19 protein-coding genes and 1 riboswitch are annotated in these 24,242 nt (G+C 65.1%); of the genes, 10 read left to right on the top strand and 9 right to left on the bottom strand.

From position 1 onward, the window contains the following. Positions 1-39: 39 nt before the first annotated feature. A complete protein-coding gene (locus tag H582_RS0106995) occupies positions 40-1,647 on the bottom strand; it encodes a methyl-accepting chemotaxis protein (RefSeq protein ID WP_028597965.1) in 1,608 nt (535 codons plus the stop codon). 147 nt (positions 1,648-1,794) lie between these two features. Continuing rightward, positions 1,795-2,631: a PPK2 family polyphosphate kinase gene (locus H582_RS0106990; RefSeq protein ID WP_028597964.1), complete on the bottom strand. Its 837-nt coding sequence runs from the start codon at positions 2,629-2,631 to the stop codon at positions 1,795-1,797. 148 nt (positions 2,632-2,779) lie between these two features. Between H582_RS0106990 and H582_RS0106985 the strand changes: the two genes are divergently transcribed. Continuing rightward, positions 2,780-3,529 (top strand): GTP pyrophosphokinase, encoded by a 750-nt coding sequence (locus H582_RS0106985; protein ID WP_028597963.1) that lies wholly within the window; start codon positions 2,780-2,782, stop codon positions 3,527-3,529. Positions 3,530-3,596: 67 nt separating this feature from the next. On the opposite strand, the gene H582_RS0106980 is transcribed toward H582_RS0106985, so the two are convergent. Further along, positions 3,597-4,472 carry a glycine-rich domain-containing protein gene (locus H582_RS0106980; protein WP_028597962.1) on the bottom strand — a complete coding sequence of 292 codons (876 nt, stop codon included), beginning with the start codon at positions 4,470-4,472 and terminating at the stop codon, positions 3,597-3,599. Between the two features lie 156 nt (positions 4,473-4,628). Continuing rightward, complete coding sequence (locus tag H582_RS26395; RefSeq protein WP_043111036.1) at positions 4,629-6,542, bottom strand: LTA synthase family protein; 1,914 nt, start codon at positions 6,540-6,542, stop codon at positions 4,629-4,631. Between the two features lie 279 nt (positions 6,543-6,821). Between H582_RS26395 and H582_RS26390 the strand changes: the two genes are divergently transcribed. The 5 genes from H582_RS26390 to H582_RS0106950 all read left to right on the top strand — a co-directional run bounded on the left by H582_RS26390 (position 6,822) and on the right by H582_RS0106950 (position 11,236). Continuing rightward, positions 6,822-7,394 carry a sigma-70 family RNA polymerase sigma factor gene (locus tag H582_RS26390; protein ID WP_052333038.1) on the top strand — a complete coding sequence of 191 codons (573 nt, stop codon included), beginning with the start codon at positions 6,822-6,824 and terminating at the stop codon, positions 7,392-7,394. A gap of 29 nt (positions 7,395-7,423) precedes the next feature. Beyond that, the gene (locus H582_RS0106965; protein ID WP_028597961.1) at positions 7,424-8,641 is read left to right on the top strand and encodes a hypothetical protein; all 1,218 of its coding nucleotides are present in this window, start codon (positions 7,424-7,426) and stop codon (positions 8,639-8,641) included. Further along, the gene (locus tag H582_RS0106960; protein ID WP_028597960.1) at positions 8,638-9,588 is read left to right on the top strand and encodes an ABC transporter ATP-binding protein; all 951 of its coding nucleotides are present in this window, start codon (positions 8,638-8,640) and stop codon (positions 9,586-9,588) included. Before H582_RS0106965 ends, H582_RS0106960 begins: the two co-directional genes overlap by 4 nt. Continuing rightward, positions 9,585-10,490 (top strand): ABC transporter permease, encoded by a 906-nt coding sequence (locus H582_RS0106955; RefSeq protein WP_028597959.1) that lies wholly within the window; start codon positions 9,585-9,587, stop codon positions 10,488-10,490. The genes H582_RS0106960 and H582_RS0106955 overlap by 4 nt, the downstream gene beginning before the upstream one ends. A gap of 173 nt (positions 10,491-10,663) precedes the next feature. Then, positions 10,664-11,236, top strand: a complete 573-nt coding sequence (locus H582_RS0106950) for a hypothetical protein (protein WP_028597958.1) — start codon at positions 10,664-10,666, stop codon at positions 11,234-11,236. A gap of 1,100 nt (positions 11,237-12,336) precedes the next feature. Here the strand turns inward: H582_RS0106950 and H582_RS33110 are convergent. The 5 genes from H582_RS33110 to argS all read right to left on the bottom strand — a co-directional run bounded on the left by H582_RS33110 (position 12,337) and on the right by argS (position 19,963). After that, positions 12,337-14,628, bottom strand: a complete 2,292-nt coding sequence (locus tag H582_RS33110; RefSeq protein WP_052333037.1) for an LTA synthase family protein — start codon at positions 14,626-14,628, stop codon at positions 12,337-12,339. A 288-nt stretch (positions 14,629-14,916) separates the two neighbouring features. Beyond that, positions 14,917-17,010 (bottom strand): S-layer homology domain-containing protein, encoded by a 2,094-nt coding sequence (locus tag H582_RS29875; RefSeq protein WP_127464551.1) that lies wholly within the window; start codon positions 17,008-17,010, stop codon positions 14,917-14,919. A gap of 274 nt (positions 17,011-17,284) precedes the next feature. Further along, positions 17,285-17,482, bottom strand: a riboswitch (cobalamin riboswitch). Between the two features lie 8 nt (positions 17,483-17,490). After that, on the bottom strand, positions 17,491-17,946 hold the full coding sequence (locus H582_RS26370; protein WP_043111034.1) for a type II toxin-antitoxin system death-on-curing family toxin: 456 nt from the start codon (positions 17,944-17,946) through the stop codon (positions 17,491-17,493). Beyond that, positions 17,943-18,080, bottom strand: a complete 138-nt coding sequence (locus tag H582_RS31640; RefSeq protein WP_153782726.1) for a hypothetical protein — start codon at positions 18,078-18,080, stop codon at positions 17,943-17,945. Before H582_RS31640 ends, H582_RS26370 begins: the two co-directional genes overlap by 4 nt. 98 nt (positions 18,081-18,178) lie before the next feature. Then, entirely contained in the window at positions 18,179-19,963 is a 1,785-nt protein-coding gene (gene argS / locus H582_RS0106915; protein WP_228551242.1) for an arginine--tRNA ligase, read from the bottom strand. 574 nt (positions 19,964-20,537) lie between these two features. Here argS and H582_RS0106910 point away from each other — a divergent pair. The 4 genes from H582_RS0106910 to H582_RS0106900 all read left to right on the top strand — a co-directional run bounded on the left by H582_RS0106910 (position 20,538) and on the right by H582_RS0106900 (position 24,204). Then, positions 20,538-22,109 carry an extracellular solute-binding protein gene (locus H582_RS0106910; protein ID WP_028597956.1) on the top strand — a complete coding sequence of 524 codons (1,572 nt, stop codon included), beginning with the start codon at positions 20,538-20,540 and terminating at the stop codon, positions 22,107-22,109. Next, on the top strand, positions 22,106-22,309 hold the full coding sequence (locus H582_RS31635; RefSeq protein WP_127464550.1) for a hypothetical protein: 204 nt from the start codon (positions 22,106-22,108) through the stop codon (positions 22,307-22,309). The genes H582_RS0106910 and H582_RS31635 overlap by 4 nt, the downstream gene beginning before the upstream one ends. 62 nt (positions 22,310-22,371) lie before the next feature. Continuing rightward, positions 22,372-23,295, top strand: a complete 924-nt coding sequence (locus tag H582_RS0106905; protein WP_043111033.1) for an ABC transporter permease — start codon at positions 22,372-22,374, stop codon at positions 23,293-23,295. A 15-nt stretch (positions 23,296-23,310) separates the two neighbouring features. Beyond that, on the top strand, positions 23,311-24,204 hold the full coding sequence (locus H582_RS0106900) for a carbohydrate ABC transporter permease (RefSeq protein ID WP_028597954.1): 894 nt from the start codon (positions 23,311-23,313) through the stop codon (positions 24,202-24,204). The last annotated feature ends 38 nt before the right edge of the window (positions 24,205-24,242 follow it).

Genomic DNA, 24,242 nt, shown 5'->3' with positions numbered 1-24,242 from the left:
GAACCGCCAGGAACGAAGGGCGCCGGCTCGATCCGCCGATCAGGCCGGTCGAGGCAGCTCCGAGCCGGGGGCGTCGTCTCTGCCCGGGCGGGCCAGGCGGGCCTCCGCCGCGATGGCCGCCGCGTCGCCGCCCTGGAAGCCGGCCAGCAGATCGGAGGCGAGGCCGGCGATGCGCCTGGCCTCGCCGTCCGTCTGCTCGGAGACCGTCCGCTGCGCCTCCGACAGCTGCGAGAGCCGCTGCGCGGACTGGCTGGTCTGATCCGCTCCGGCGGCGATGTCCGCCATGCGCCGGGAAGCGGCCTCGCAGCCGGCATCCATCTCGCGGATCGTCGCGGTCAGTCCATGGATGCCCTCCGACATGACGAGCAGCTCCTGCTGCAAGGAGCGGAACTGTCCGAGCGACTGCTCCGCCCGGCCGGACGCGGCCTCGGAGGCGTGCAGCCCTTCCTCGACGCGAGCGGCGGTGCGCTCGTTCTCCTGCCGCATGGAGCTGACGATCTCGCGCATCTGCTCTGCGGTGCGGCTGCTGCGGGCGGCGAGCTTGCGCACCTCGCCGGCGACGACGGCGAAGCCGCGCCCGGAATCTCCGGCGCGTGCCGCCTCGATGGAGGCGTTGAGCGCGAGCAGGCTCGTCTGCTCGGCCATTTCGCGAACCGCATCGACCATTTCTTCGGCCGTCTCGGACGCGGTCACCATGGCGGAGGCGGAGGCGGCCGTCTCGCGCAGGATCGCGCTTGCGGAGGCGACCTGCCGCAGCAAGCTTTCCATGCCGAGGCGATGCTCCTCCAGGCCGGCATCGGCGGCAAGCGCCTTGTCCTGCGTGCCGCCGGTAACCTCGGCCGCCTGCCGAGCCTTGGCGGCGATGTCGTTCAAGCTGGACTGCGCCTGCGCGACAGCGCTCTGCTGCAGCTGCTGCAGGCGGACGGCTTCCGCGAGCCCGCTGCCGACCTCGGCGCTCTGGGCCGCGCTCTCGCGCGACAGCTCGGCGACGGAGCCGGCTGCGGCGTCCAGATCCGCGCTCAGCGCGCGGACGCGGCCCAGCAGCCCTTCGAGCTGCTCCTGCTTCTGCTGCCGCTCCGTCTCCAGCCGGGCGACCTCGCGGGCCTTGCTGCGGATCTGCAGGCAGGTGAACAACGCCGTCAGCAGCAGGAACAGCGCATGGATGAGCACCATCGAGAACGGATAGCGGCTCATGCCGAACACGAGCTCCGGCGCAAGCAGATAGCCCCCCAGATGCTGGACGGCGAACAAGCCGGTCATGACGGCGATCAGGCGGATGCTTTCGTAATAGGCGGCAAGGGCGAGCACCATGAAGATCGAGAAGTGGAACTCGACGCTGCCGCCCGACCCGGCGATGATGGAGATGCTGGAAAAGGTGAGCGAAAGCGTCGCGAGCAGCGGAACGAGCCGCTCGAGGGCGCCGCCCCGCTCGCGTCCGAGCCAGAAGGCGGCGAGCAGCAGCAGGAACGGAAGGACGAGCAGGACGTTGAGCGAGAACGGATCTCCCTCGGCGGCGTGGCCGGGCATGGCGTGGCCCATGCCGGACGGGAACCAGCCGAGCGAGCGGTGCGCGAAGTGGATGGCGGCGCCGAGCAAGGCCATTACGGCGGCGGAACGGAGCATGAAGCGGTTGCGGTACGATAGCATGGATGTCGGATTCTCCCTTGAACATGAGGATGAGGATAGGGGAAGAGCGGGCCTCCTGGACAGGCGGACAGGCTCTATCTAATCTGGATAACGCCGCCGGAGGGCGGCTGGATCAAAAATCGGCAGCGGGGCGGATCGGCCGGGCGCTCATGCCGGCCCGGGATCGATTCCGTCTCTCAGCTCGTCCATGCGGCTCGCGACCTCCTCGTGCGGCTGCGGGTAGGACAGCTCGAGCTTTTCCAGCTCCTCCACGAGCGTGCGGAGGACGACGTAGTTGCGGAACCAGCGGTTGTCGGACGGCACGACATGCCAGGGAGAGGCGTCCGTCGCGGTGCGGCGGATCGCGTCTTCGTAGGCGCTTTGATACTCTTTCCAATGCTTGCGCTCCTCGAGGTCGTTCGGATCGAACTTCCACCATTTCTCCGGATTCTCCATGCGGTCGCGGATCTTTTCGAGCTGGAATTCGGGCGAGATGTGGAGGAAGAACTTGAGGACGCGGATCTGCTGCGACTCCAGCATCTCCTCGAAGTGGCGGATCGCCTTCAGGCGGCGGCGGGCTTCCTTGTCGTCGATCGAGCCGTGCACGCGCGTGATGAGCGCCTCCTCGTAATAGGAGCGGTTGAAGGCCGTCATGCAGCCGCGCGCCGGCACGCTGCGGTGGGTCCGCCAGAGGAAGTCGTGCTGCGCCTCCTCGTCGGTCGGCTTTTTGAAGCTGTAGGCGCGGAAGCCTCCCGGGTCGATGCCGCGGAATACTTTTTTGATGACGCCGTCCTTGCCGCTGCAGTCCATGCCCTGAAAAACGATGAGCACGCCGTGGGTGCGGGAGGCGAAAAGCCGCTCCTGCTGCTCCTCGAGCCGTCCGAGCAGCTCGCGCTGCTCGTCCTCGATCTGCTTCTTGTCCTCGATGCCGTTCGTGTCTGCGGGATCGAACGCCTTCAGCTTCAGCTTGGCGTCCGCGCCGATGCGGTAGCGGTTCAGGTTCATCGCGAATGGTCCTCCTTCGATAGCCGGGATGGGATGATGGCTGGCCTCGTCATGGTGTAGAATGCCCGTTTTTTGAAATCGAGCCGTCGGTTGTGAGATGATAGGTATAGATTACAGCGGCCTGACGGGCCGGACAAGGAGCCATGCGATGAATTCTCCGCAGCTTGCGCAGCTCAAGAAGCTCAAGAACGAGATCACCCGCTTCATGATGATGTATAAATTCGCCCTGGACGAGATGGAGACGAGGATCGAGATCCTCAAGGAGGAATTCCAGCTTCTCCACGACTATAACCCGATCGAGCATACGAAGTCGCGCGTGAAATCGCCCGAGAGCATCATCAACAAGGTGCACCGCAAGGGCAGCGAGCTGTCGCTGTCCTCCATCAAGCAGTCGATCCAGGACATCGCCGGCCTGCGCATCACCTGCTCGTTCGTTTCCGACATCTACCGCATCCGCGACATGCTCCGCATGCAGCAGGACCTCAAGATCGTGCAGGTCAAGGACTATATCGCCGAGCCCAAGCCGAACGGCTACCAGAGCCTGCATGTGCTCGTCGAGGTGCCGGTGTACATGTCGGACCGCCAGGAGAAGGTGCTCGTCGAGGTGCAGATCCGCACGATCGCGATGGACTTCTGGGCGAGCCTGGAGCACAAGCTGTACTACAAGTACAACAAGGCCGTCCCGGACCATCTGCTGCGCGAGCTGAAGGAAGCGGCCGACTCGGCCGCCGCGCTCGACCTCAAGATGGAGCGCCTCCACCGCGAGGTGGAATCGCTGCAGGCGGAAGAGGAAGAGGCCGAGGACTTCCTGCCCGCGCTGCTCGAGGAGCCGCGGCAGAAGCAGACGGACGGGCCTGCGCAGCTGCTGCGCCTGCTCGGAGGCGACTTCGGAGGCTAGCGCTTCGCCTACGCCTTCGCCGCGGGCCAGGCTTGGCGGCGAAGCGGGACTTTTGCCCGCAAGCCTTTCAGCCCGGCTGGATCGCGCTCCGGACGGACGAGCCGGTCCGGCCCGGCTCGAATTCCGCTGTCGGCTCGGGCCGGACGGCCCGCGACAGCGGATCGTACGGCGACTGCTCCGTCTCGAGGCTGTACGCCAGCAGCACCCAGGAAGGGTCGCTTTCGTCGCGGCAGCGGTCGCGGTCCTCGGCGGACTCCGCCTCGTGATACCGCCTTGCGAGCGCGCAGCGCTCCCGCAGGCGCTGCCGCAGCGCCTCGATGGCGGCCTTTTTTTCGTCCTGCGAGGTTTCCAGCAGTCCGAGCGCCGCGCAGGGCGACGCGGAAGCCTGCAGCTCCTCCAACGACTCGGCGTCCAGCTTGAGGCGATGGAACGGCCCGATCAGCAGCTGGGATTCCGGCTGCACCTGGAACAGACAGCCGTACAGCAGCTCGTACGCGCCGCGCGCCTGGCGGGCGGCCGCTCCGGGAGGCGACGGCGGAGCCGCTTGCTGCGGCTGGATGTAGTACCCGGCATAGCGTTCGCAGAACTGCTCGTAGTCGCGGGAGAACGCCTCCATTTCCCTCCACATTCGTTCGAGGTCAGCGCTGTACAGCGGAGGCTTCCGAAGCAGCGCGAGGAGGAAAAAATGCCGTTTCAGCTCCCGCTCCATCCACGTATGCTTGATCTCGCTCAGCTCGGGATCGCTGCTGCGGATGCGCTCGCGCACCTGCTTCAGCCATTCCTCGGGCATCGCCTCGTCGAGCCTTGCCTCCAGCTCGGCCATGTAGGCCGGCAGCCCTTCCCGCAGCTCCAGTCCGGATGCCGCGAGCGGGCGATACCGCTGATCCGCCTCGTCCGGCGCGCCTCCCGTGCCGCCGAGCCATTCCTTCAACCGGTTCATCATCCGCCGCCTCTCTCCCTCCATCTAGTCGGTCTTGTACCCGCTATTACCCGGGCGCGGCGGTTTTCCACCAGAGGATAGAGGAAATCTTCCCATCTTAAAGAGCACGCAAAAGAGGAACGAGCCGGCGCTTGATCGCGCGGGGCCCGTTCCTTTTTCTCATTCGCCTCCAGAGTCGGAGTCGGAGGGATATTCCGCTCCGCCATGCTCGGGCAGCGCGGTCATATAGCTGTCGGACAGCCGCAGCAGCTCGAGCGCGCGGCCGTAGTCGTCCTCGCTGGCGCCGTCGGCGGGCTGGCCGTCCTTGAGCGCGTAGCGCGTGCCGTCCTCGTAGCCGACGCCGGGGATGTACAGCGAGCCGGAGCCGAGGAAGGAGCCTGACGGCAGGTAGTACCGCTGCGGGATCAGGTTGGCGGTCGCGTTCAGCAGATCCTGCCCGAAGTGGATCTGGCCGTCCAGCGAAGCGCCGGCCAGATTCGCGATCGTCGGCAGCAGGTCGACCTGCCCGCCCAGCGTCTCGATGCGGCGCGGCTCGGTCACGCCGGGGGAGGCGATCATCAGCGGGATGTTGATCATGTCCGGGTAGCCGTACTCATGCCCGAAGATTTCCGCCATCAGCTCCTTGTCCTTGCGGTCAAGCGAGAAGATCGGCAGGCCCTGGTGGTCGCCGTAGACGACCAGCAGCGTGTCCTCCCACAGCCCCGACTGCTTGAGGCCCTCGATGAACCGGCCGAAGGCGTAGTCGGCATAATGCTGCGAGCGGATGTAGTCGCCGACGAGCGTATCCTCGTATCGCTCCGGCAGGACGAGCTCCTGGCCGGCCGGCATTTCCGGCGTCAGCGTGAACGGATGATGGGCCGTCATGGAGATGAGCTGGGCGTAGAACGGCTTGCCGCTGGCGTCCATCTCCTTCAGCTTGTCGAGTGTCTTGGCGTACAGCACCTCGTCGTCCGCGCCGAAGTAGACCGAGTCTTGCTCGCCGAAAAACGGCTTGTCGTAGAACTGGTCGAAGCCGACCGCCTTGTACAGCTCGCGGCGGTTCCAGAAGTCGACGACGTTCGTATGGAACGTCGCGCTGTCGTAGCCCTGCGCCTTGAGCAGCTTGGGCAGGCTCGGCACGTCCTTGTAGGCGTAGTCCATCGTCGCGGCGCCGCTCTCCGGAATATAGAACGAGGTGTTGACGACGAACTCGGCGTCGGAGGTGTTGCCTTGGCCGACCATCTGATAGAAGCGGTCGAAGTAGAAGCTCTCCTGCGCCAGCCGGTTCAGGTTCGGCGTCGCCTCCTGGCCGTCGAGCTTCAGGCCGATCAGGAAGTTCTGGAACGACTCCAGCTGCACGACGACGACGTTTTTGCCCTTGGCGGCGCCGAAGTAGGCCGGAGAAGACGAGGGCTGCAAGCCCTTGAGCTCGTCGATGCGGGCTTGCGTCACTTCCTCGGGCTCCAGCAGCTCTTCCTCGCTGCCGGTGTCGAGCAGGGCGTACGCCTCGTAATTGAGGATGCCCATGTCCTCGGCCTTCGTATGCTCGTTCATGCTTGCCCGATTGGGCAGAATATTGAACAGGCAAAGCCCGACGGAGGCGACGACGACGGCGCCGAACGCCATCCGTCGGCGGCTGCGCGCGGCGCCGGGCGCGCGTTCCGGCTGGAACAGCTCCTTGCGGCCGCGGATCAGCATCCAGGCGAGGACGACGATGTCGAGGAAGATCAGCGTGTAGTACGGATCCATGAGCGAGAACACGCTGTTGCTGACGGCGGTCACCTGGTTGACCTGCTGCAGCGCGTGCCAGGTGGCGATGACGCCGTAGTATTTATGGTACATGAAGACGGAGAACAGAATGCCGGTCAGCGCGGCGTCCGCGATGACGTAGTAGAGCAGCTTGCGCTTGCTCGCGAGCATCTCGATCAGGCCGAAGATGAGCCAGGCGAACGGCAGCTCGGTGATGAGGATCGCCCAGGACGGGCCGTCGTCGAAGATGACGAACCACGTCAGCATGCTCTTCAGCAGCAGGATGACGGAGAAAAACAGAAAAGGCCGGCTTGTCAGCAGCCGGGTCGCTACATTTTGCCGCACGAGGACAACTTCCTTTCGGGTAGGACTGAACGACGTGAAATGGCGTTGGCGCCGGCGGATCGGGCTGATCCGGGCGAAAGCTCTACAGGCTAGTGTACATTATGAGGCGGCTCCGACGCCTTGTCAAAAAGCAGGAAAGCATGCCAGAGGCCGTGACGGTCAGGTAATATCAGGAAATTCCACGGATTCGGGCTTTTTTTGCGCCAGGCGGATACAAGGAGCGGTTTTCGTCCGTCTTACTCATAGCTGCAGCAAGGAAGGGAGGAGCGGACAATCGAGATGGGGATTCCGGAATCCAAGCGATACAAGCAGATTTTCTACGACTATTACCCGGGCGTGCTTCGCAAGCTGGCCGCGCTGCTGCGCGACGAGGCGCTGGCGGAGGACCTGGCTCAGGAGACGTTCCTGAAGCTGTACCGTCAGCCGCCCGACAACCTGGACGCCCCTGGCGCCTGGCTGCATCGGGTCGCCACCCGACTCGCCTATGGCCATATGGACAAAGCGGCGCGCGACCGCCGGCTCACGGAAAAGCAGGAGCGGGAGCTGGCCGCGAGCGTCGGCGCCTCGCCCTCGGGAGAGGCCGAGCTGATGCGCCGGCTCGATCAGGAGGAGGTCCGGCAGTGGCTGGACGGCCTGCCGGAGCGCGACCGCAAGGCGCTGCTGCTCCGCTACTCGGGGTACAGCTACGCGGAGATCGCCGCCGAGCTGAGCTTGCGCCCGCCGCTTGTCGGCACGATGCTGGCGAGGGCGACCGACAAGCTGCGGCGCTGCGCGGAGCAGGCGGAGACAGACGGCAGGCGGCTGGAGGCTTCGCCGGAAGCCGGCTATCGAAGCCGGCTGGAGCTTCACTAACCACACAGACGACAAGGGAGGACGAGCGCATGAAGGAGCAGGATCGCCGGACGTTCCGGCCGAATCCAGCCGGGGCTGAAAGCATCCGCGGCGAAGCGGACCGGCCGGAAGCGTCCGCCCGCACGGACCGGGCCTGGGAACGGCTCATGCAGGCGATGGAGCAGGAGCCGATATCGCCGGCCTGGACGGAGCTGGAGCGGCAGGCGGAAGCGCGGGAAGAGGCGCTGCGCGCCGAGCAGAAGGAGCAGGCGGCAAGCCTGGCTCGACTCGAGGAGGAACGAAAGATGAACGAACGGATGGAGGAAACGAGAATGGACGCAGGAACGGAAAAAACGGCGCCGCGAGCGCGCCGCATGAGCGGCCGCGCGCGCCGCTGGATGGCCGGAGCGGCGGCGGCGGCCGTCGTCGTGACCGCGGTGGCGACGCCGATGGGCAACAAGGCGCTGGCCGCGCTGCTCGGACAGTTCCGCATGGAGCAGGTGACCGAGGTGAACGAGGCGGATCTGCAGCAGCTGTTCAACAGCGTCTTCAGCGAAGGCGTGTCGGAAGAAGCGGTCAATCGCTACGGCGAGTTCAAGGTCGAGACGGGAAGCAGCAGAGGCGAGATGAGCCGCGCGGAGGCGGAGCAGGCGGCGGGCTTCGCGCTGCTGCCGGAGTCGCTGGCCGGCAAGCAGGACAAGATTTATTTGAGCGCCAGCCAGAACCTGAGCATCAAGCTGGACGTGGAGGAGATCAACGCGACCATGAAGCAGCTCGGCGCGACGAAGCTGTTCCCGGCCAGCGTGGACGGCAAGAAGCTGACGCTCGCGATCGGACCATCGGTCAACTACTCGTTCGAAGCGGACGGCATGAACCTGAACGTACAGCAGATGAAGGCGCCGGTCGTCGACGTCGAGGCGGGGGTAGACCTCGAGGATGCGGTCGAAGCGGTGCTGCAATTCCCGCTCATGCCGGAGCAGCTCAAGCAGAGCCTGTCCAGCTCGAGGCTGCTTACGAACGGCGAGCTTCCGCTGCCGGTGTTCACCGACGGGAACAGCAAGGCGGAGCGGCTGCAGATCGGCGGCGTGCCGGTGCTCGTTACGGAGCGCAATTACGGCGACAACAACTTGAATAAGGAAGCGACCTTCGTCAAGAACGGCGTCATGACGGTCGCCTCGATGTATCAGAACGTCGAGGAAGGACCGATGACGCGCGAGCAAGCGCAAGCCTGGTTCGCCAAGCAGCTTGAGGAGCTGGTCGGAGCGTGAATGCCTTCGCGATCCAGACCGAGTCGCTGACCAAGCGGTACCCGAACGGGCGCGGCTGCAGCGACGTCACGATTACGGTGCGGGAAGGGGAAGCCTTTGGCTTCCTCGGCCCGAACGGCGCGGGCAAGAGCACCTGCGTCAAGATGCTCGTCGGCCTGATCTTCCCTACGGAAGGTCGGGCTTCGCTGTTTGGACAGGAGGCGGGCACGGTCGAGGCGAGGCGGCTCATCGGCTACTTGCCGGAGCTGTACCGCTACCAGGAGTGGCTCACCGGAGACGAGGTCGTGCGGCTGCACGCCAAGCTGGCCGGACTCGGCCGCGAGGAGGCGAATCGGCGCGTGCCGGAGCTGCTGGAGCGGGTCGGCATCGGCCTGCGCTCGCGCGACCGGGTCAAAGGCTACTCCAAAGGCATGCAGCAGCGGCTCGGCCTCGCCTGCGCGCTTGTCGCCGATCCGCGCATCCTGTTCCTGGACGAGCCGTCCTCGGCGATGGACCCGATCGGGCGCAGCGAGGTGCGGCAGCTGCTGCATGAGCTCAAGGGCCAGGGCAAGACGATTTTCCTCAACTCGCATCTGATGGAGGACGTCGAGGCGCTGTGCGATCGGGTCGCGCTGCTGAACAACGGCCGCATCCTGCAGCAGGGACGCGTCGAGGACGTGCTGCTGCAGCGGCCGCTGTGGCGGCTGCGGATCGGCGGCTACGCGCCGCCGCTGCTCGACTGGCTGCGCGCGGAGACGGGGATCGCGGTGCGCGAGTCCGAGGCGGCCGCGGACGGCTCGGCCGTGCTGGAGGCGGAGCTGGCGGACGAGGAGCAGGCGGGCTGGCTGCACAGCCTGCTGATCGGCCAAGGCGCGACGCTGTACGAGAGCGCGCGGGTGCGCACCAAGCTGGAGGAGTGGTTCGTCACCGAGCTGTCCGGCAAGAGCCATAGGGGGGAGAAGGCATGAGCATCATCTGGAGCATGACCTGGAAGGAGCTCATCCGCAAGCGCGTCGTCCTGCTGACCGGCATAATGACGGCGGTCTTCCTGATCGCCTACTGGTTCATCGCGTCGACGATCGGCGGCGAGATCGGCCAGTTCGGCCTGAGCGAGAACGACCCGATGTACGTCATCGAGCGGTTCACCCGCGGCATGATGATCCTCAGCCTCGGCTTTTTCTTCGGCACGTTCGTCGTCGCGTTCCTGGCGATCTTCAGCAGCTCGTCCGTCATCTCGGGCGAGGCCGAGCTCGGCGTGCTGCAGGCGCTCATGCCGCGGCCGCTGCCGCGCTGGAAATGGTATGCCGGCCGCTGGCTCGGCTATGTCAGCTTCGGCATGCTGTACGCGCTCGCGCTGTTCGCGGCCATCCTCGGCATCGCGGCCATTCATGCAGGGGTGCCTCGGGACGTCGGCTCGCTGTTTTTCGCCTACCTGCTGTTCGCCTCCGTCGTGCCGCTGCTCGTGACGGTCTCGATGCTCGGCTCGACGTTCCTGTCCGGCATCGGCAACGGCGTGCTCATGACGATGCTGTACGGCGGCGGCTGGCTGGGCGGCATGATCGAAAAGGTCGCCTCGCAGTTCGCGTCCCTCCAGCCGGGGCGGGCGGGGGACGGCATCGGCGACTCGCTGAGCACGATCTCCGGCCTGCTGTCGCTGGCGATGCCGGCCGACGGCCTGCAGCGGATGATGCTGGACCGGCTGTTCAATCTGTCCGGCGTCCAGGAGCTGATCGGACTGAGGGTCGACGACCTGTTCCTCATGCTGGGCGTCGGCTCGGCGCCGACGCCGGCTTTCCTCGGCTATGCGGCCGTCTATGCGGCCGTCGCGTTCGCGATCGGCATCCTTCGGTTTCAGCGCAAGGATCTGTAGGGTACTAGAGGGGAAAGGAGCTTGTCCGGACCGAAATGATTCCTTGTTCCCAGTCGATTCCAACGAAGGGCCTGCAACCCTCCTGGACCGGGCTTCGTTTAAGAGGGAAAGGAACATGGGCAGGCGATTCGTAGACGGCATCCAGATGACGCGGAGAAAGGAGGCGGCGGCGCATGCGGACGGGAGCGGCGAGATGGATCGGCTTGTGCATCATGGCGGCGGGGCTGCTGCTTGGCGCGGCGGGCTGGTATTTCAATGAGAGCGAGCCCGGCAACGTGGCCGATGCGGCCGCCGGCCAGCCGAATGCGCTGCCTGTCGTCGCGAGCGGCGACGAGGAGCTGCTGCAGCGGCTCGGCATCCGGCTGGAGCGTCCGGACAGCGATGCGCTGCCGCCCGGGCCCCGGGGCTTGAGCCAGGTCGGCGAGGCCGCCGCGAGGCGGAATGCCGAGCGGTCGTATCCATGGCTCGCCGACAGCGCCGACTCCGTCGGCTGCGCGCTGCGGCTCATGACGAGCCGCGACTTCCGCAGCTTCTCTCCGGAGGCGCTGGCCGCCAACCCGCATCTGCGCGAGGCGGGGCAGCTCAGCCGCACGCCCGTCTACATCGTGACGTTCCGCGGCGTGCGGGCGCCGAGCGGCATCCAGGGCCCTCCCGGCGGCACGGGCGGAGGCGGCTCGCTGAGCGAGGCCAACGTCGTCGTCGACGCCTTTACCGGCGTGCCGCTGCTTAGCTATAGCTACAGATGAACAAAGGGCTGTGCGCTCTCGCCGATGGATCGGCGCGAGCGCACAGCCCTTTTGTGTTGCGGCGGGATGGCTAGCGGGGGAGTCGGCGGAGGATGGTCCGATGGAGTTGAAGTTACGCGGAAAAACCGAGCAGCTCTGCTCAAGCCGGTGCCCCAACGCCGGAGTTGCGCGGAGAACCCGAGTAACTCGACTCGAACCGATGCCCCAACGCCGGAGTTGCGCGGAGAACCCGAGTAACTCTGCTCAAGCCGGTGCCCCAACGCCGGAGTTACGCGGAAAAATCGAGTAACTCTGCTCGAGCCAGTGCCCTAACGCCGGAGTTGCGCGGAAAACCCGAGCATCTCCGCTCGAACCGATGCCCCAACGCCGGAGTTGCGCGGAAAAATCGAGTAACTCTGCTCTAACCGATAACCCAACGCCGGAGTTACGCGGAAAAACCGAGCATCTCCGCTCGAACCAATGCCCCAACGCCGGAGTTGCGCGGAAAATCCGAGTAACTCGACTCGAACCGATGCCCCAATGCCGGAGTTGCGCGGAAAATCCGAGTAACTCTGCTCGAGCCAGTGCCCTAACGCCGGAGTTGCGCGGAAAACCCGAGTAACTCTGCTTGGCGAGGCGGGAGGCCGAGAACGAGCTGCAAGCCGAAAAAATCGGGTTGCAGGTGCTGCGAGAGGCTGGGAACGAACTGTAAGCCGAAAAAATCGGGTTGCAGGCTCTGCGAGAGGCCGAGAAAGAGCTGCAAGCCGAAAAAGTCGGGTTGCAGGCGCTGTGGGAGGCCGAGAACGAGCTGCAAGCCGAAAAAATCGGGTTGCAGAGGCTGCGAGAGGCCGAGAAAGAGCTGTAAGCCGAAAAAGTCGGGTTACAGGTGCTGCGCGAGGCCGAGAACGAGCTGTAAGCCGAAAAAATCGGGGTGCAGGTGCTGCGCGAGGCCGGGAACGAGCTGTAAGCCGAAAAAATCGGGTTGCAGGCGCTGTGGGAGGCGGACAACGAGCTGCAAACCGAAAAAATCGGGTTGAGCTCATGGCGCAGCCGAGCCGGGGCACGCAAAGAAGCCTGCTCTCCTATTGGAAAGCAGGCTGCATGATTCGAGGTTGGATCGGTCAGTCCGCATTCGCGGAAGAATCCGTCGCCGCTCCGTTGACGGGAGCGGGATCGCCCTCCGTCGTCGGCAGCGAGCGCACGTAGCTGTCCGACATGCGGAGCAGCTTGAGCGCGCGGTCGAACTGCTCCTGCGTGGCGGTCGCCGGTCCGCCGTCGCTGCGGTCGTCGGCGCTGCCGCCGAGGCTGCCTTCGCCTCCGGCCGCGCCGGAAGGCTCGCCGGGGCCGCCCGGCGCTGCGCTCGCAGCAGGCGAAGGCGCTTCGGCCGCTGCCTTTTGCCCCGCGCCGGAGCCGCCCGCCGGCGCTGCCGCCGATCCCGGCGCCGCGCTCGCGCCAGGCCCGGCCTGCCCGCTGCCTGCGGCAACGCCCGTGCCGGCGCCCGGCTCGCCGGAGCCGGCATTCACCGCCGTTGCTGCGTCGCCGGCCCCGGCAGTGCCTGCCGCATCTCCGCCCTCGGCCCCGCTTGCTGCCGCTCCAGCGCCGCCATCCGCGCCAGCGGCCAGCCAACCGGCAGCCGCCTCCGCCGACGGCAGCTCGATGCGGCTGCCGTCGCCAAAGCCGGTGCCCGGGATGAAGATCTCCCGGTCATTGATGAACGAGCCCGACGGCAGGTAGTACCGCTCCGGCAGCAGGTTGGCCCGCTCGTTCAGCAGATCCTGCCCGAAATGCAGCTGGCCGTCCAGCGACAGCCCCGCCAGATTGGCGATCGTCGGCATGATGTCGCTCTGCCCGCCGATGCCCGTCTCGACCGCTGGCGCGAGCGCGCCCGGCGCGGTGACGATGAGCGGGATGTTCAGCATCTGCGACGAGTCGTACTTCCGGCCGTCGAGCTCCTCGAGCAGCCGCAGATCCTCTTCCGTCAGCGAGTAGATGGGCAGGCCCATATGGTCGCCGTAGAGGACGAGCAGGCTGTTTTCCCACAGCCCTTCGTCCTTCAGCTCCTGGATCAGCTGCCCGAGCGCGTAGTCGGTGTAGTTCTGCGCCCGCAGGTAGTCGCCGACGAAGCTGTCGTCGTACCGCTCCGGCAGGTCGAGCTTCACCTTGCGCTCCGGGATGTTGTACGGATGATGCGACGACATCGAGATGAGCATCGAATAGAACGGCTTGCCCGTCTCCTCGCGCACCTTGGCCAGCTCCTGCACGCTCTTGCGGTAAAGCACCTCGTCCGAGGCGCCGAACGCGACGACGTCCTCGTCGCCGAAAAACTCCGTATCGTAATACCGGTCGAAGCCGAGCGCCCGGTACAGCTCGCTGCGGTTCCAGAACGAGACGTCGTTCGTATGGAACGTCATCGTCTCGTACCCTTCGCGCTCCAGCAGTTTGGGCAGCGAGGGCAGCGAGCGGCCGGAGTACGCTTGCGTCGCCGGCACGCGCAGCGGCACGTACAGCGACGTATTCGTCAGAAACTCGGCGTCGGACGTATTGCCGGAGCCCGCCTGCTGATAAAAGCGCGGGAAGTAGACGCTCTCGCGGATGAGGGCGTTCAGGTTCGGCGTGATCTCCTTGCCGTCGACGCTTTTGCCGATCAGGAAGTTCTGGAGCGCCTCGAGCTGCACGACGATGATGTTGCGGCCTTTGGCCGCTCCGAACGAGGCCGGCTCCGCCGCCGGCTGCGGCAGTCCCTTGAGCCGGTCGATCTCCGCCTGCGTCACCGACGAGACGGGCACGAAGCTCTCGTTGCCGCCGGTCGCGATCAGGAACAGCTCATAGTTGACGATGCCCATGCGCTCGGTCTGCACCAGCTCGTTGGCGATGCCGCGATGCGGCCAGATGAGCGCGAGGCAGGCCGCGGCCGCCAGCACGAAGCCGGGCAGCGCGAGCCGCCAGCCGATGAAGCGGCGGTTCGCCGCCCGCTGCCAGCCGCGGCGCAGCCGCTTGCTGAAGCCGAGCAGCAGCCATGACAGCACGATGTCGACGAAGATGAGCATGAAGTACGGATGCAGCAGCTGGAAGACGCTTCCTTTCACCTCCGTGACCTGTCCGGCCTGGCTGAGCGCATGGTAGGTGACGATGATGCCGAAGTACTTGTAGTACATGATGACGGCGAAATAAATCGCGGTGAACAGCAGGTTCACGATCAGATAAGCCATGAGCTTGCGCCTGCGGGCGAGCAGCTCGATCAGGAAAAAGGCGGCCCAGACGGTCGGAAGCCCCGTCATCAGCGTCAGCCACGGATGCTCGAGGCCGTAGATGACGTAGGCGGCAAGGTACATTTTGAAGACGAGGGCGACAGTGAACAGCACGAACGGACTGAGCCAGAAGCGCTTGGCGCGGCTCGGTTGCTCTTCGAACACGGGTACGGGTATTCTCCTTCCGGAACGGCCGGGGCACAGCGGATTGCAGGGCCGATCAATAAAAAAAGCTCCCTTCATTGTAAAGCCCGCCAAGGGCATTTACAAACGAAGGGAGCTGCGGATCAGCGTCGCGGCCGATGGAGCGCAAGCCGAGGCGGCAACGGTCCGGACGCAAGCCGACAGAGCGCAGGCCGCGGTCGAAGCGAGCCGCGCCCGGACGCGAGCCGAGGCGGCAACGGCCCGGACGCGAGCCGTAGGTCCAGCTCGGCTCGCGCTCCGGCCTTGCGTTTATCTCAGCGACTCGTACGCGTTGACGATCGCGACGGCGGCCATCTCGCGGCTGACCTGCGCCTTGGGCTGGAAGCTGCCGGCGGAGTCGCCGACCATCAGCCCGCTGGCGTGGACGGCGGCGATGGAGCCTCTCGCGTAGGCGGATGCCGCAGCGAGGTCGCGGATCGAGCCGTCGCCGGCTGCGGTCGCGTCCAGCTTGAGGACGCGGGCGAGGATGACCGCCATGTCCTGGCGGGTCACCGGCGCGTCCGGCTGAAATTTGCCGTCGCCCGTGCCGGAGACGATGCCTTGCGCGGCGGCGGCGCGGACGGCGCCTTCGTACCAGCTGCCGGCCTTCACGTCGGAGAAGGAAGGAGCTGCGGCGTCCATGCCGGCATCGAGGCCGAGCAGACGGACGGCCAGCGCCGCGAACTGGGCGCGGGTGAGTCTGTCCTTCGGCGAGAACGTCGGAGCCTCGCCCGTGCCGGTGCCGCTGAGCAGGCCGGAGGCGTAGCCGTTTTTGACCGACTTCAGCGCCCAAGGGGCGATTTTCTTCTCGTCGGCGAACTTGATCTTGGTGGAGCCGACCGTCAGCGGGACGGCATGCTTGAGCACGCTCGGCGCCTTGGACGGGCTGTAGCCGGTGACTGTCAGCTCGTAGCTGCCCGCCGCCAGCGCCGGCAACGAGGCGTTGCCGTAAGCGTCCGTCGTAACGGTGACGGAGCCGGCCGAGACGGCGACGCCGGCCGCCGGGGTGACGGTGAACGCATTTGCCGTGTAGTCCCACTCCTGCTGGCTCACCTGAACGGCGAACGGCTCGTCGTCGCGCGGCTGGCGCGGCTCAGCCGCGATGCGGGAGATCAGCTTGGTGCCGTCGCCATAGAACACGACGAGGCGGTCGCCGGCGCTGAGCTTGAAGTCGCCCATGCCGACGGAAGGATTGATCCAGGCGCCGCGGCGCTCGACGGCGTACATCCAGCCGTCGTAGCCGCCGAACGTGCCGCCGGCGATGCCGCCGATGGCGTCGACGTATTTGCCGAACGACATCTCCTTGACGACGACGTCCAGCTTCTTGGCCGCGCCGACCTGAGTCAGCGCGTCGAGCGCGTAGACGGCGCGCGTCACGCCGGAGCCGATCGTCGAGCTCGGGCCTTCCACGCGGACCGAGACGGAAGCGGCCGGCTTGCTGTACAGGCGGCCGGTGCCGGCCTTGAACTTCTCATAGGCGACGAGCGCCTGCACGGACTGGTAGGCGCCGTAGGCGTTGGGAGCGAGCGGCAGCGCATGCGAGAAGCTACCGTCGGCGCCCCGGAACGTGAGCAGCTTGTCGATCAGGCTCGCGCCGTCGCGGGTGAAGTCGGCTCCGGCCGGATCGTAGCCGATGGAGGCGAGGCCGATGACGATCTGCGCGACGCTCTCGCTGCTCGACTCGCCGTAGCTCGTGAAGCCGCCATCCTTGTCCTGCTGGGACTTGATCCAGGCGACGGCGCGCTCGCCGGCCTGCTTGACCTCCGGCTGGCCGATGTACGGAGCGAGCGCGGTCAGTGCGGCGCCGGTCAGGTCGGGGCTGCCGGCCTTCTCGCCTGCGAAGGCGTAGCTGCCGTCGGCGGCTTGGGCCTTGAGCAGCTCGGCGACGAGCTTGTCGCGGGACCACTTGGCGCCTGCCGGCACTTCGTACTCGCCGTAATCGAGCGCGAGCAGCGCGTAGATCGGGCCGTTGATGCCTTGGCTGAGCATGCGGTCGCTGCTTGTGATGCGCTCGATCAGGTCGATGCCGCCATAAGCGGTCGCGTCCTGGCCGGCGGCGGTGACGGCGAGCGCGGTGCGCTCGAAGTCGGTGACGTTGCGGAACGCAGGCGCGTCCTTGCGCACGGCGTCGGACAGCTTGGACAGATACGACGCCGGCAGCTCGTAGCCGGCCTGGGAGGCGGCGATGGCGTCCCAGTCGGAGCGGATGCCGCTCGAGAGCAGCGCGTCTCCGGCTTGGCGGAGGACGGCGGACGTGTCCGCAGCCGCCGAGGCGGTACCGGCCGGTACGGCCGGCACGATCAGGGCGACGGCCAGCAGAGCGGCCAGTACGGCGCGGTTGAACAGGGCTTTCACCAGCAACACCTTCTTTCTACCTATTAAAATCAAATTGGCTGCAGGGCAGGGGCGGGGAGGCTGCGCAGCGACAGCGGACCCGGAAAACAAAAAAGCCGCCCAAAAGGGCGGCGAAAAGACGAAATCCCGACGCTCCCGCGGACGGAAAGACCGCCAGCGGCCAAAGCCATGCGGTCCAGACGCCTCTAGGCCGATCGAGTCGGACCCCAGCCGGAACGCAGGCGAAGCCAAAAGCGGCGCCCGAGAAGGAGCGCTGCAGAAGTCCTCCACCCCCCGAAAGGACTTCTGCGAGGTCGTACGGGCAGGTCTCCTGGCTGGAGCGCCATCGCGTCCCCGCGCCTTCCCGTCCGAACGGACAGTGGCGTCATGCGGGGCTGCGGCGCTCGTACAGTGGCGGGACCGCGCCGGATTGGAACCGGACTTCCCTATTAAGCCTGGCCGGATGAAGGCCGACCGAGGCACCCGTACAACCGTAGTCAAAATCGAATCCTATCTATCATAAGACGGAGGGAATACTTTGTCCATAGAAGGAATCGGGGCCTCGGGCTCCCCCGGGGCAGGGCGGACCAGGCGGCTGGAAATCCACGCCTCGCAGTCCTCGAGCTCCATCTGCCACTCGCTGCACAGCAGCGCCGCCTCGACGAGCTCATCCTCGTCAAGGCGCAGCTCCTGGCCGTTGAGCAGCAGGAACGTCATCATCGTATGGATGGCGAGCGCGGCGTTGCCGTCGCGGAACGCCCTCGCGCGCGCCAGCCCATGCCAGTAGAGCGCGGCCTGGCGGATGAGCGAGGAGCGGTCGCCTCCTCCGGAGAAGCCTTCCAGCAGGGGACGGTCGACGAGCTGGAGCAGGAAGCCCGGATTGCGGAAGCCCGGGCTGACGTCGAAGCGGTCCTGGTGCATCATGTGGATCGCCAGCAGCTGCGGGACGGTGAGCTGCTCCGTCATGACCGCTCCGAGATGCGGCGGAAGGCGCGCCGGTGCAGCAGCAGCAGCTGGCGGGCCAGCAGCAGGACGGGATCCTCCTTGTGCTCGGGGGTAGGGGTGACGCTCGCGATCGGAGGATGCTTGGGCTCGCTCATCGGAATCAGCCTTTCTTCGGAAGATAGGTACACTTGTTCGTGAATCCAAGTTTACCATCCCTATCCAGATGAAGCAAGGGTTAAATTGGACTTATTTGTTAAATTCGTGACGGGGCCGATAAGCCGAGCAGTCCGAGTCCGTGGCTCAGCACGGCGGCGCAGGCGGCCGTCAGCCGCAGCTTGGCGGCCGTCTCCCCGCCGCCGTCCGCGCCGAGGATGCGGCCGCTGTTGTAGAAGCGGTTGAACGCCTTGGCGAGCTCCAGCAGGTAGCGGGCGAGGACGGACGGCTCATGCTCGCGCAGCGCGCCGCGGATCGCCTCGCCGTAAGCGTCGAGCTTGAGCAGGCAGGCGCGCGCGGCGGGCGAGCCGAGAGCCTCCAGCCCGGAAGCATCCCCGCGCTCGGCGCCGCTGCCCGTGCCGGCCTCCGCCGCGCGGCGCAGCAGGCTGCAGGCGCGGGCGTAGGTGTATTGCACATAAGGGCCGGTCTCGCCGTCGAGGCTCACCATCTCCTCGAGGCTGAAGTCGATCTCCAGCATGCGGCGGCTGCGCAGATCCCCGAACACGATCGCGCCGATGCCGACCGCCTCGGCGACCGCCTCCTTGTCCGGCAGGTCCGGCGTCTTGGCCTCGATGACGGCGAGCGCCCGGCGGACGGCCTCGTCCAGCACCTCGTCCAGGAAGACGACCTTGCCGCGGCGAGTGGACATCTTGCGGCCTTCGATGCGCATCAGGCCGAACGGCACATGGACCTTCTCCACCTGCTCCCAGGTCGGATCGAGCTTCTCCAGCACGGCGAACACCTGGCGGAAATGCAGCGTCTGCTCGGCGCCGACGACATAGAGCAGCTTGTCGCCGCCCATCGCCTCGCGGCGGTACAGCGCCGTCGCCAGATCGCGCGTGCCGTAGATCGTCGAGCCGTCCGACTTGAACACGAGGCAGGGCGGCATCCCCTGCTCGTCGAGGCGCACGACGAGCGCGCCGTCGCTTTCCTCCAGCAGCCCGGCCTCCCGCAGCCGCTGCGCCGCCGCCTCCATCTTGTCGTTGTAGAAGCTCTCTCCGAGCAGATGGTCGAACTCGACGCCGAGGCGGCCGTAGATGCGCTGGAATTCCTTGAGGCTCTCGCGGATGAAAAACGCCCACAGCTCCCGCGCCTCGGCGTCGCCCTGCTCGAGCCGCAGGAACCAGGCGCGGCCTTCGTCCACGAGCGCGGGATCGCGCTCGGCCTCCTCATGGAAGCGGACATACAGGCGCAGGCTCTCCCCGATCGGATCGGCCTCGATCGCCTCGCGCGAGCCCCAGCGCTTCGTCGCGGCGATCAGCTTGCCGAACTGCGTGCCCCAGTCGCCGAGATGGTTGACCGTCTGCACGTCCCAGCCAGCCGTGCGGTGCAGGTTGGCCAGCGCGCGGCCGATGACGGTCGAGCGCAGATGGCCGACGCTCATCGGCTTGGCGATGTTGGGCGACGAATAGTCGATGACGACGCGCTTGCCCGCGCCGTCCTCCAGCCGGCCGAGCGCCGGCGACTCGGCCTGGCGCAGCAGCGCCTCGATCCAGCCGCGGCCAGCGGCGCGCAGGTTGAGGAAGCCTCCGGCCGCTTCGGCACGCCAGCGGATCGGCGGAGCCGGATCGGCCTCGCCGCCGGCAGCCTCCGCTGCGCACGCTTCCTCCTGGCCGTTCACCTGGGCGGCCAGCTCGGAGGCGATCGCCGCAGGCGCGCGGCGGAGCGTCTTGGCCAAGGCGAAGCAGGGGAGAGACAGGTCGCCGAGCGTCTCGTCCGGCGGGCATTCCAGGCGGGCGGCGAGCTCGGCTTCGCCGACCCCGGTCAGCGGAGCGAGCAGGGCGGCCGCCGCTTGCTTGAGCAGGGTTGCAGCTGGCATGGTCATAGCAGGGTTCCTCCTTTGGCGATGGAACGGGCGAGCGGGGGCGGAAACGGCAAAAAGCCCCCGTCTCAAAAAGAGACGGAGGCTCGGTCCGCGGTGCCACTCTTGTCGCCGGGCGCGCAGCGGCCGCATCCGCATCGGGGCGGAAGGAAGCCGGCTGCAGCGCGCGGCTGCTCGTCAGGGTATCGGCCAGTCCGGGCGCGCCTACGCATCCGCGCGGAGCGGACTTCGGGCGCCAGCTCGCGGGTCCGTTTCCGCCGGCCTGCCGCTGCCGGTTCCCACCCTCCCGGCTCTCTGCTCGCGGCTGCGGCCGGGTACTTGCCCGTTCATCGCATGCGTGATTTGAATTTTCCCAAGTATAGCGGATGAACACCGGCAAGACAAGAGGCCCGAAAGGAAACATCCCTCATTTGTTCATGAATCCCCGAATCGTTCACTGGCCTGCCGCCGCTCCTGAACCTACAATGACAACGAACCCTGGCTTGGCTGCCGGATGACGGGAGCGCCAGGAAGGACTAAAATGAAGGGGGTTCCAGGCTCAGGGAACCGAACCGAACCCGCAGAGGAGGGAATTCCGATGAGGCGCAGTCGAATGAGCGCGGCCGCGGTCGCGGTCGCGATGGCCGTCTTCCTTATCGCCGCTTGCAGCAGCAACAACGATTCCGCCCGCCCCGGCGATGCCGACGGCAAAAGCAGCTCGATCTTGACCAGCCGCACGGAAGGCCGGTCCGGCCCGGTCGTGCTTCAGTTCTATATGCTCGGCAACGCTCCGAAGGACCTGCCGATAATCGAGGAACGAATCAACGAGATGGCGCTGGAGGACTTGAACGTCGCGGTCAAGTTCCATTATACGACCTGGACCGAGTGGGACCAGAAGTACAAGCTGCTGCTCTCGACCGGCAGGGCGGTCGATCTGATCTTCACCTCGGACTGGGCCTTCTACCAGCAGTACGCTCATCAAGGAGCCTTCATGGCGCTCGACGAGCTGCTGCCGCTGGCCGCACCGAAGCTGCAGGCTTTCGTGCCGAAAGAGATGTGGGACGCGGTGCGGATCGACGGCCGCATCTATACGGTGCCGTCGACCTACAAGGAGTACGTCACGGGCGGCTTCATCTGGCGCGAGGATCTGCGGCGCAAGCACGGGCTGCCGACGCCGGTCGACCTGCCGAGCTTCGAGGCCTATCTCGAGGGGATCAGGCAGCATGAGCCCGGCATTCAGCCGGCCGCGTTCGGCTCGCTCGTCGATTCCTCCATCCAGCACGCCTACCTGGAGGTCGAGCGGAAGGCGGTCGGGCCGATGCCGTACGGTTTGTACGCCTCTTATGACAAGCCGAATGAAATCGGGGCGTACTGGGGAACGCCCAGCCATCTCGAAGACTTGAAGAAATACAAGAGCTGGGCCGAAAAAGGCTATCTCTCCAAAAATGTGCTGAACGATCCGGTATCCATGCAGGATCAGATCGCAAGCGGGGAGGCGGCGGCGCTGCTCAGCGACAATCCGACGCGCTACAACGCGATGCTGAGCCAGATGCAGGCGCAGCATCCGGACTGGGATCTCGGCTACACGCCGTTCGGCCGGTCGACCGGGTACGCGACGCCCGTCCATCCGATGCACAACGGATTCGCCATCGCGGCGGGGAGCGAGCATCCGGAAGAGGCGCTCGCTTTTTACGAGAAGCTCGTGACGGACGAGCGGTACAACCGGCTGACGCAATACGGAATCGAAGGCGTCCATTATGAGGTGAAGGACGGCTTCTACCACGCGCTGGACAAAAGCGGATTCGAACGCGAGGGCATGATCGGCTGGGCTTGGCGAAACCCGGACTACATGCTGTTCGAGCCCAGCTATGAACGCGTGCAGCGGATCTTCAACGAGCTGGACCAGATCCAGAAGCCGGACCTCTATACGAGGTTCGTGGAGGACTACACCGAATATCAGGCTGAGCGCGCGGCGCTGGAGCAGGTCGTGAAGCAATACCTGTACCCGCTGCTGGCGGGCCAGATCGAGGACGTCAAGGAGGGGCTGGCGATCTTCATGGAAAAAGCGAACGAAGCCGGGCTCCCCAAAATCCAGCAATCCTATATGAAGCAATGGAAGGATTATCTTGCGAATGGCATCGTCTCCAATCAAGGAGAGAAGCCGCAGTGAGGCTGATCGTCGATCCCCAAAGCCTGCGATTCGAGCGAATCGCAGGCTTTTTTCTGTCGTTTGGCCGGGAGCGCCGGCCGGATCGGGAGGGCGATGCAGCCATTCTTCATAAATGCCGCTATCGTTCACGTTTCAAACCGCTCGTTTTTCCAGAATTGCACGATCTTTTCACTACTCGTTCACCCTGCCTTCTCCTATAGTTGGACCAGGAGAGAGACCTGCCAGCCAAATAAAAAAATAAATGAGGAGGGAGTCCAAAACCATGCTCAAGAAAAAAGGAATCCTGCATGAGCTCTACACGAACAAAATTTTGTTCCTCATGCTGCTGCCGACGCTGCTTTACTTCTTGGTCAACAACTACTTGCCGATGATCGGCATCTACTACGCCTTCGTGCAGTTCGATTTCAATACGAGCCTGTTCAAGATGGATTTCGTCGGACTCAAGAACTTCGAGTTCCTATGGAAATCAGGCAAGCTGGTCGAGCTGACCTTCAACACGATCGGCTACAATATCGTCTTCATCTTTCTCGGGAACGTGCTCTCGATCTTCGTCGCGATCCTGCTGAACGACATCAAGGGAAAGTGGTTCAAGAAGATCTCGCAGTCGATCCTGTTCCTGCCTTACTTCGTCTCCTTCGTCATCCTGAGCGTCATCGTCTTCAATCTGTTCAACTATGAGCAAGGCGTGCTGAACACGGTGCTGCAGCAGCTCGGCGCCGACCCGGTCGACGTGTACAGCAAGCCGAAGCTATGGATCTTCTTCATCATTATGTTCTACTTGTGGAAAAACTTCGGCTACAGCATGGTCATCTACCTCGCGTCGATCACGGGCATCAGCGAGGACTACTACGAGGCGGCCAAGATCGACGGCGCCAACGCCTTCCAGCGCGCCTGGCATATTACGGTGCCGATGCTGAAAAATACGTTCGTCATCCTGCTGCTGTTCGCCCTGGGCAGCATCATGAAGGGCCAGTTCGACCTCTTCTATCAGATGATCGGCAACAACGGCCTGCTGTTCAGCACGACGGACATCATCGACACGTACGTCTACCGCTCGCTGCGCGTGACGTTCGACATGGGCATGGCGACCGCGGCCGGCGTCTACCAATCGCTGTTCGGCTTCACGCTCATCATGATCGTCAACGCGATCATTCGGAAAGTCAACAAAGACTACGCGCTGTTCTAGAAGGAGGGGATCCGCTTGAAAATCAAAGAAGAAAGCTCGACAAAATGGTTTCGGCTGATCGCATATGTCGTCGTCCTTGTAGGATGCGTCTTGTGCCTGCTGCCCTTCCTGCTCATATTGTCCGCTTCGTTGTCCAGCAACGCGTCCATTTTGAACGAGGGCTATCATCTGATTCCGAAGGAATTCTCGCTGGAGGGCTACCGAATCATCTTCGAGGTTCCGGACGACGTGCTGCGGGCTTACGGCGTCACGACGCTCGTCACCGTAGTCGGCACGCTGATCGGCCTGCTGCTCATGACGATGGCGGGATACGTCCTGCAGCGGAAGGATTTCAAGTACCGGAACGTGTTCGCGTTTTTCATCTACTTCACCACTCTGTTCGGCGGCGGACTCGTTCCTTACTACATGCTGATCACGAACTACCTGCAGTTCACGAATTCGCTGTACGCCTTGATCTGGCCCGGCCTGATGACGCCGTTCCTCATCATCCTGATGAGAAGCTTCATCACCTCCGCGGTGCCGGACGAGGTGATCGAATCCTCGAAGATCGACGGCGCCAACGACTTCGTCATCTACTACCGGATCGTGCTTCCGCTGTCGGTTCCGGGCCTGGCGACGATCGGACTTTTCCTCGCGCTGCAATACTGGAACGACTGGTTCTCCTCGGCGCTCTTCATCTCGGACGCCGCTAAATATCAGCTGCAGTTCTACCTGTACAACATCATCAACACCTCCAACTTCCTGAACAGCATCGGAGCGGGCGCCGGCGTGACGCTGTCCGAGGGCGTGCCTTCCGAATCGATGAAGATGGCGATGGCGATCATCGTCACCGGTCCGATCCTGCTGCTCTATCCGTTCATCCAGCGCTATTTCGTCAAAGGGCTGACGATCGGAGCCGTCAAAGGTTAGACCTGGAGCGATCCAGCTGACATAAAAGAGTGACACGA

The sequence above is a fragment of the Paenibacillus pasadenensis DSM 19293 genome, assembly GCF_000422485.1.
Classification (GTDB): Bacteria; Bacillota; Bacilli; order Paenibacillales; family Paenibacillaceae; genus Paenibacillus_O; species Paenibacillus_O pasadenensis.
The sequence above is the reverse complement of the archived record's forward strand: the minus strand, read 5'-3'. Positions and strand labels throughout refer to the sequence as shown.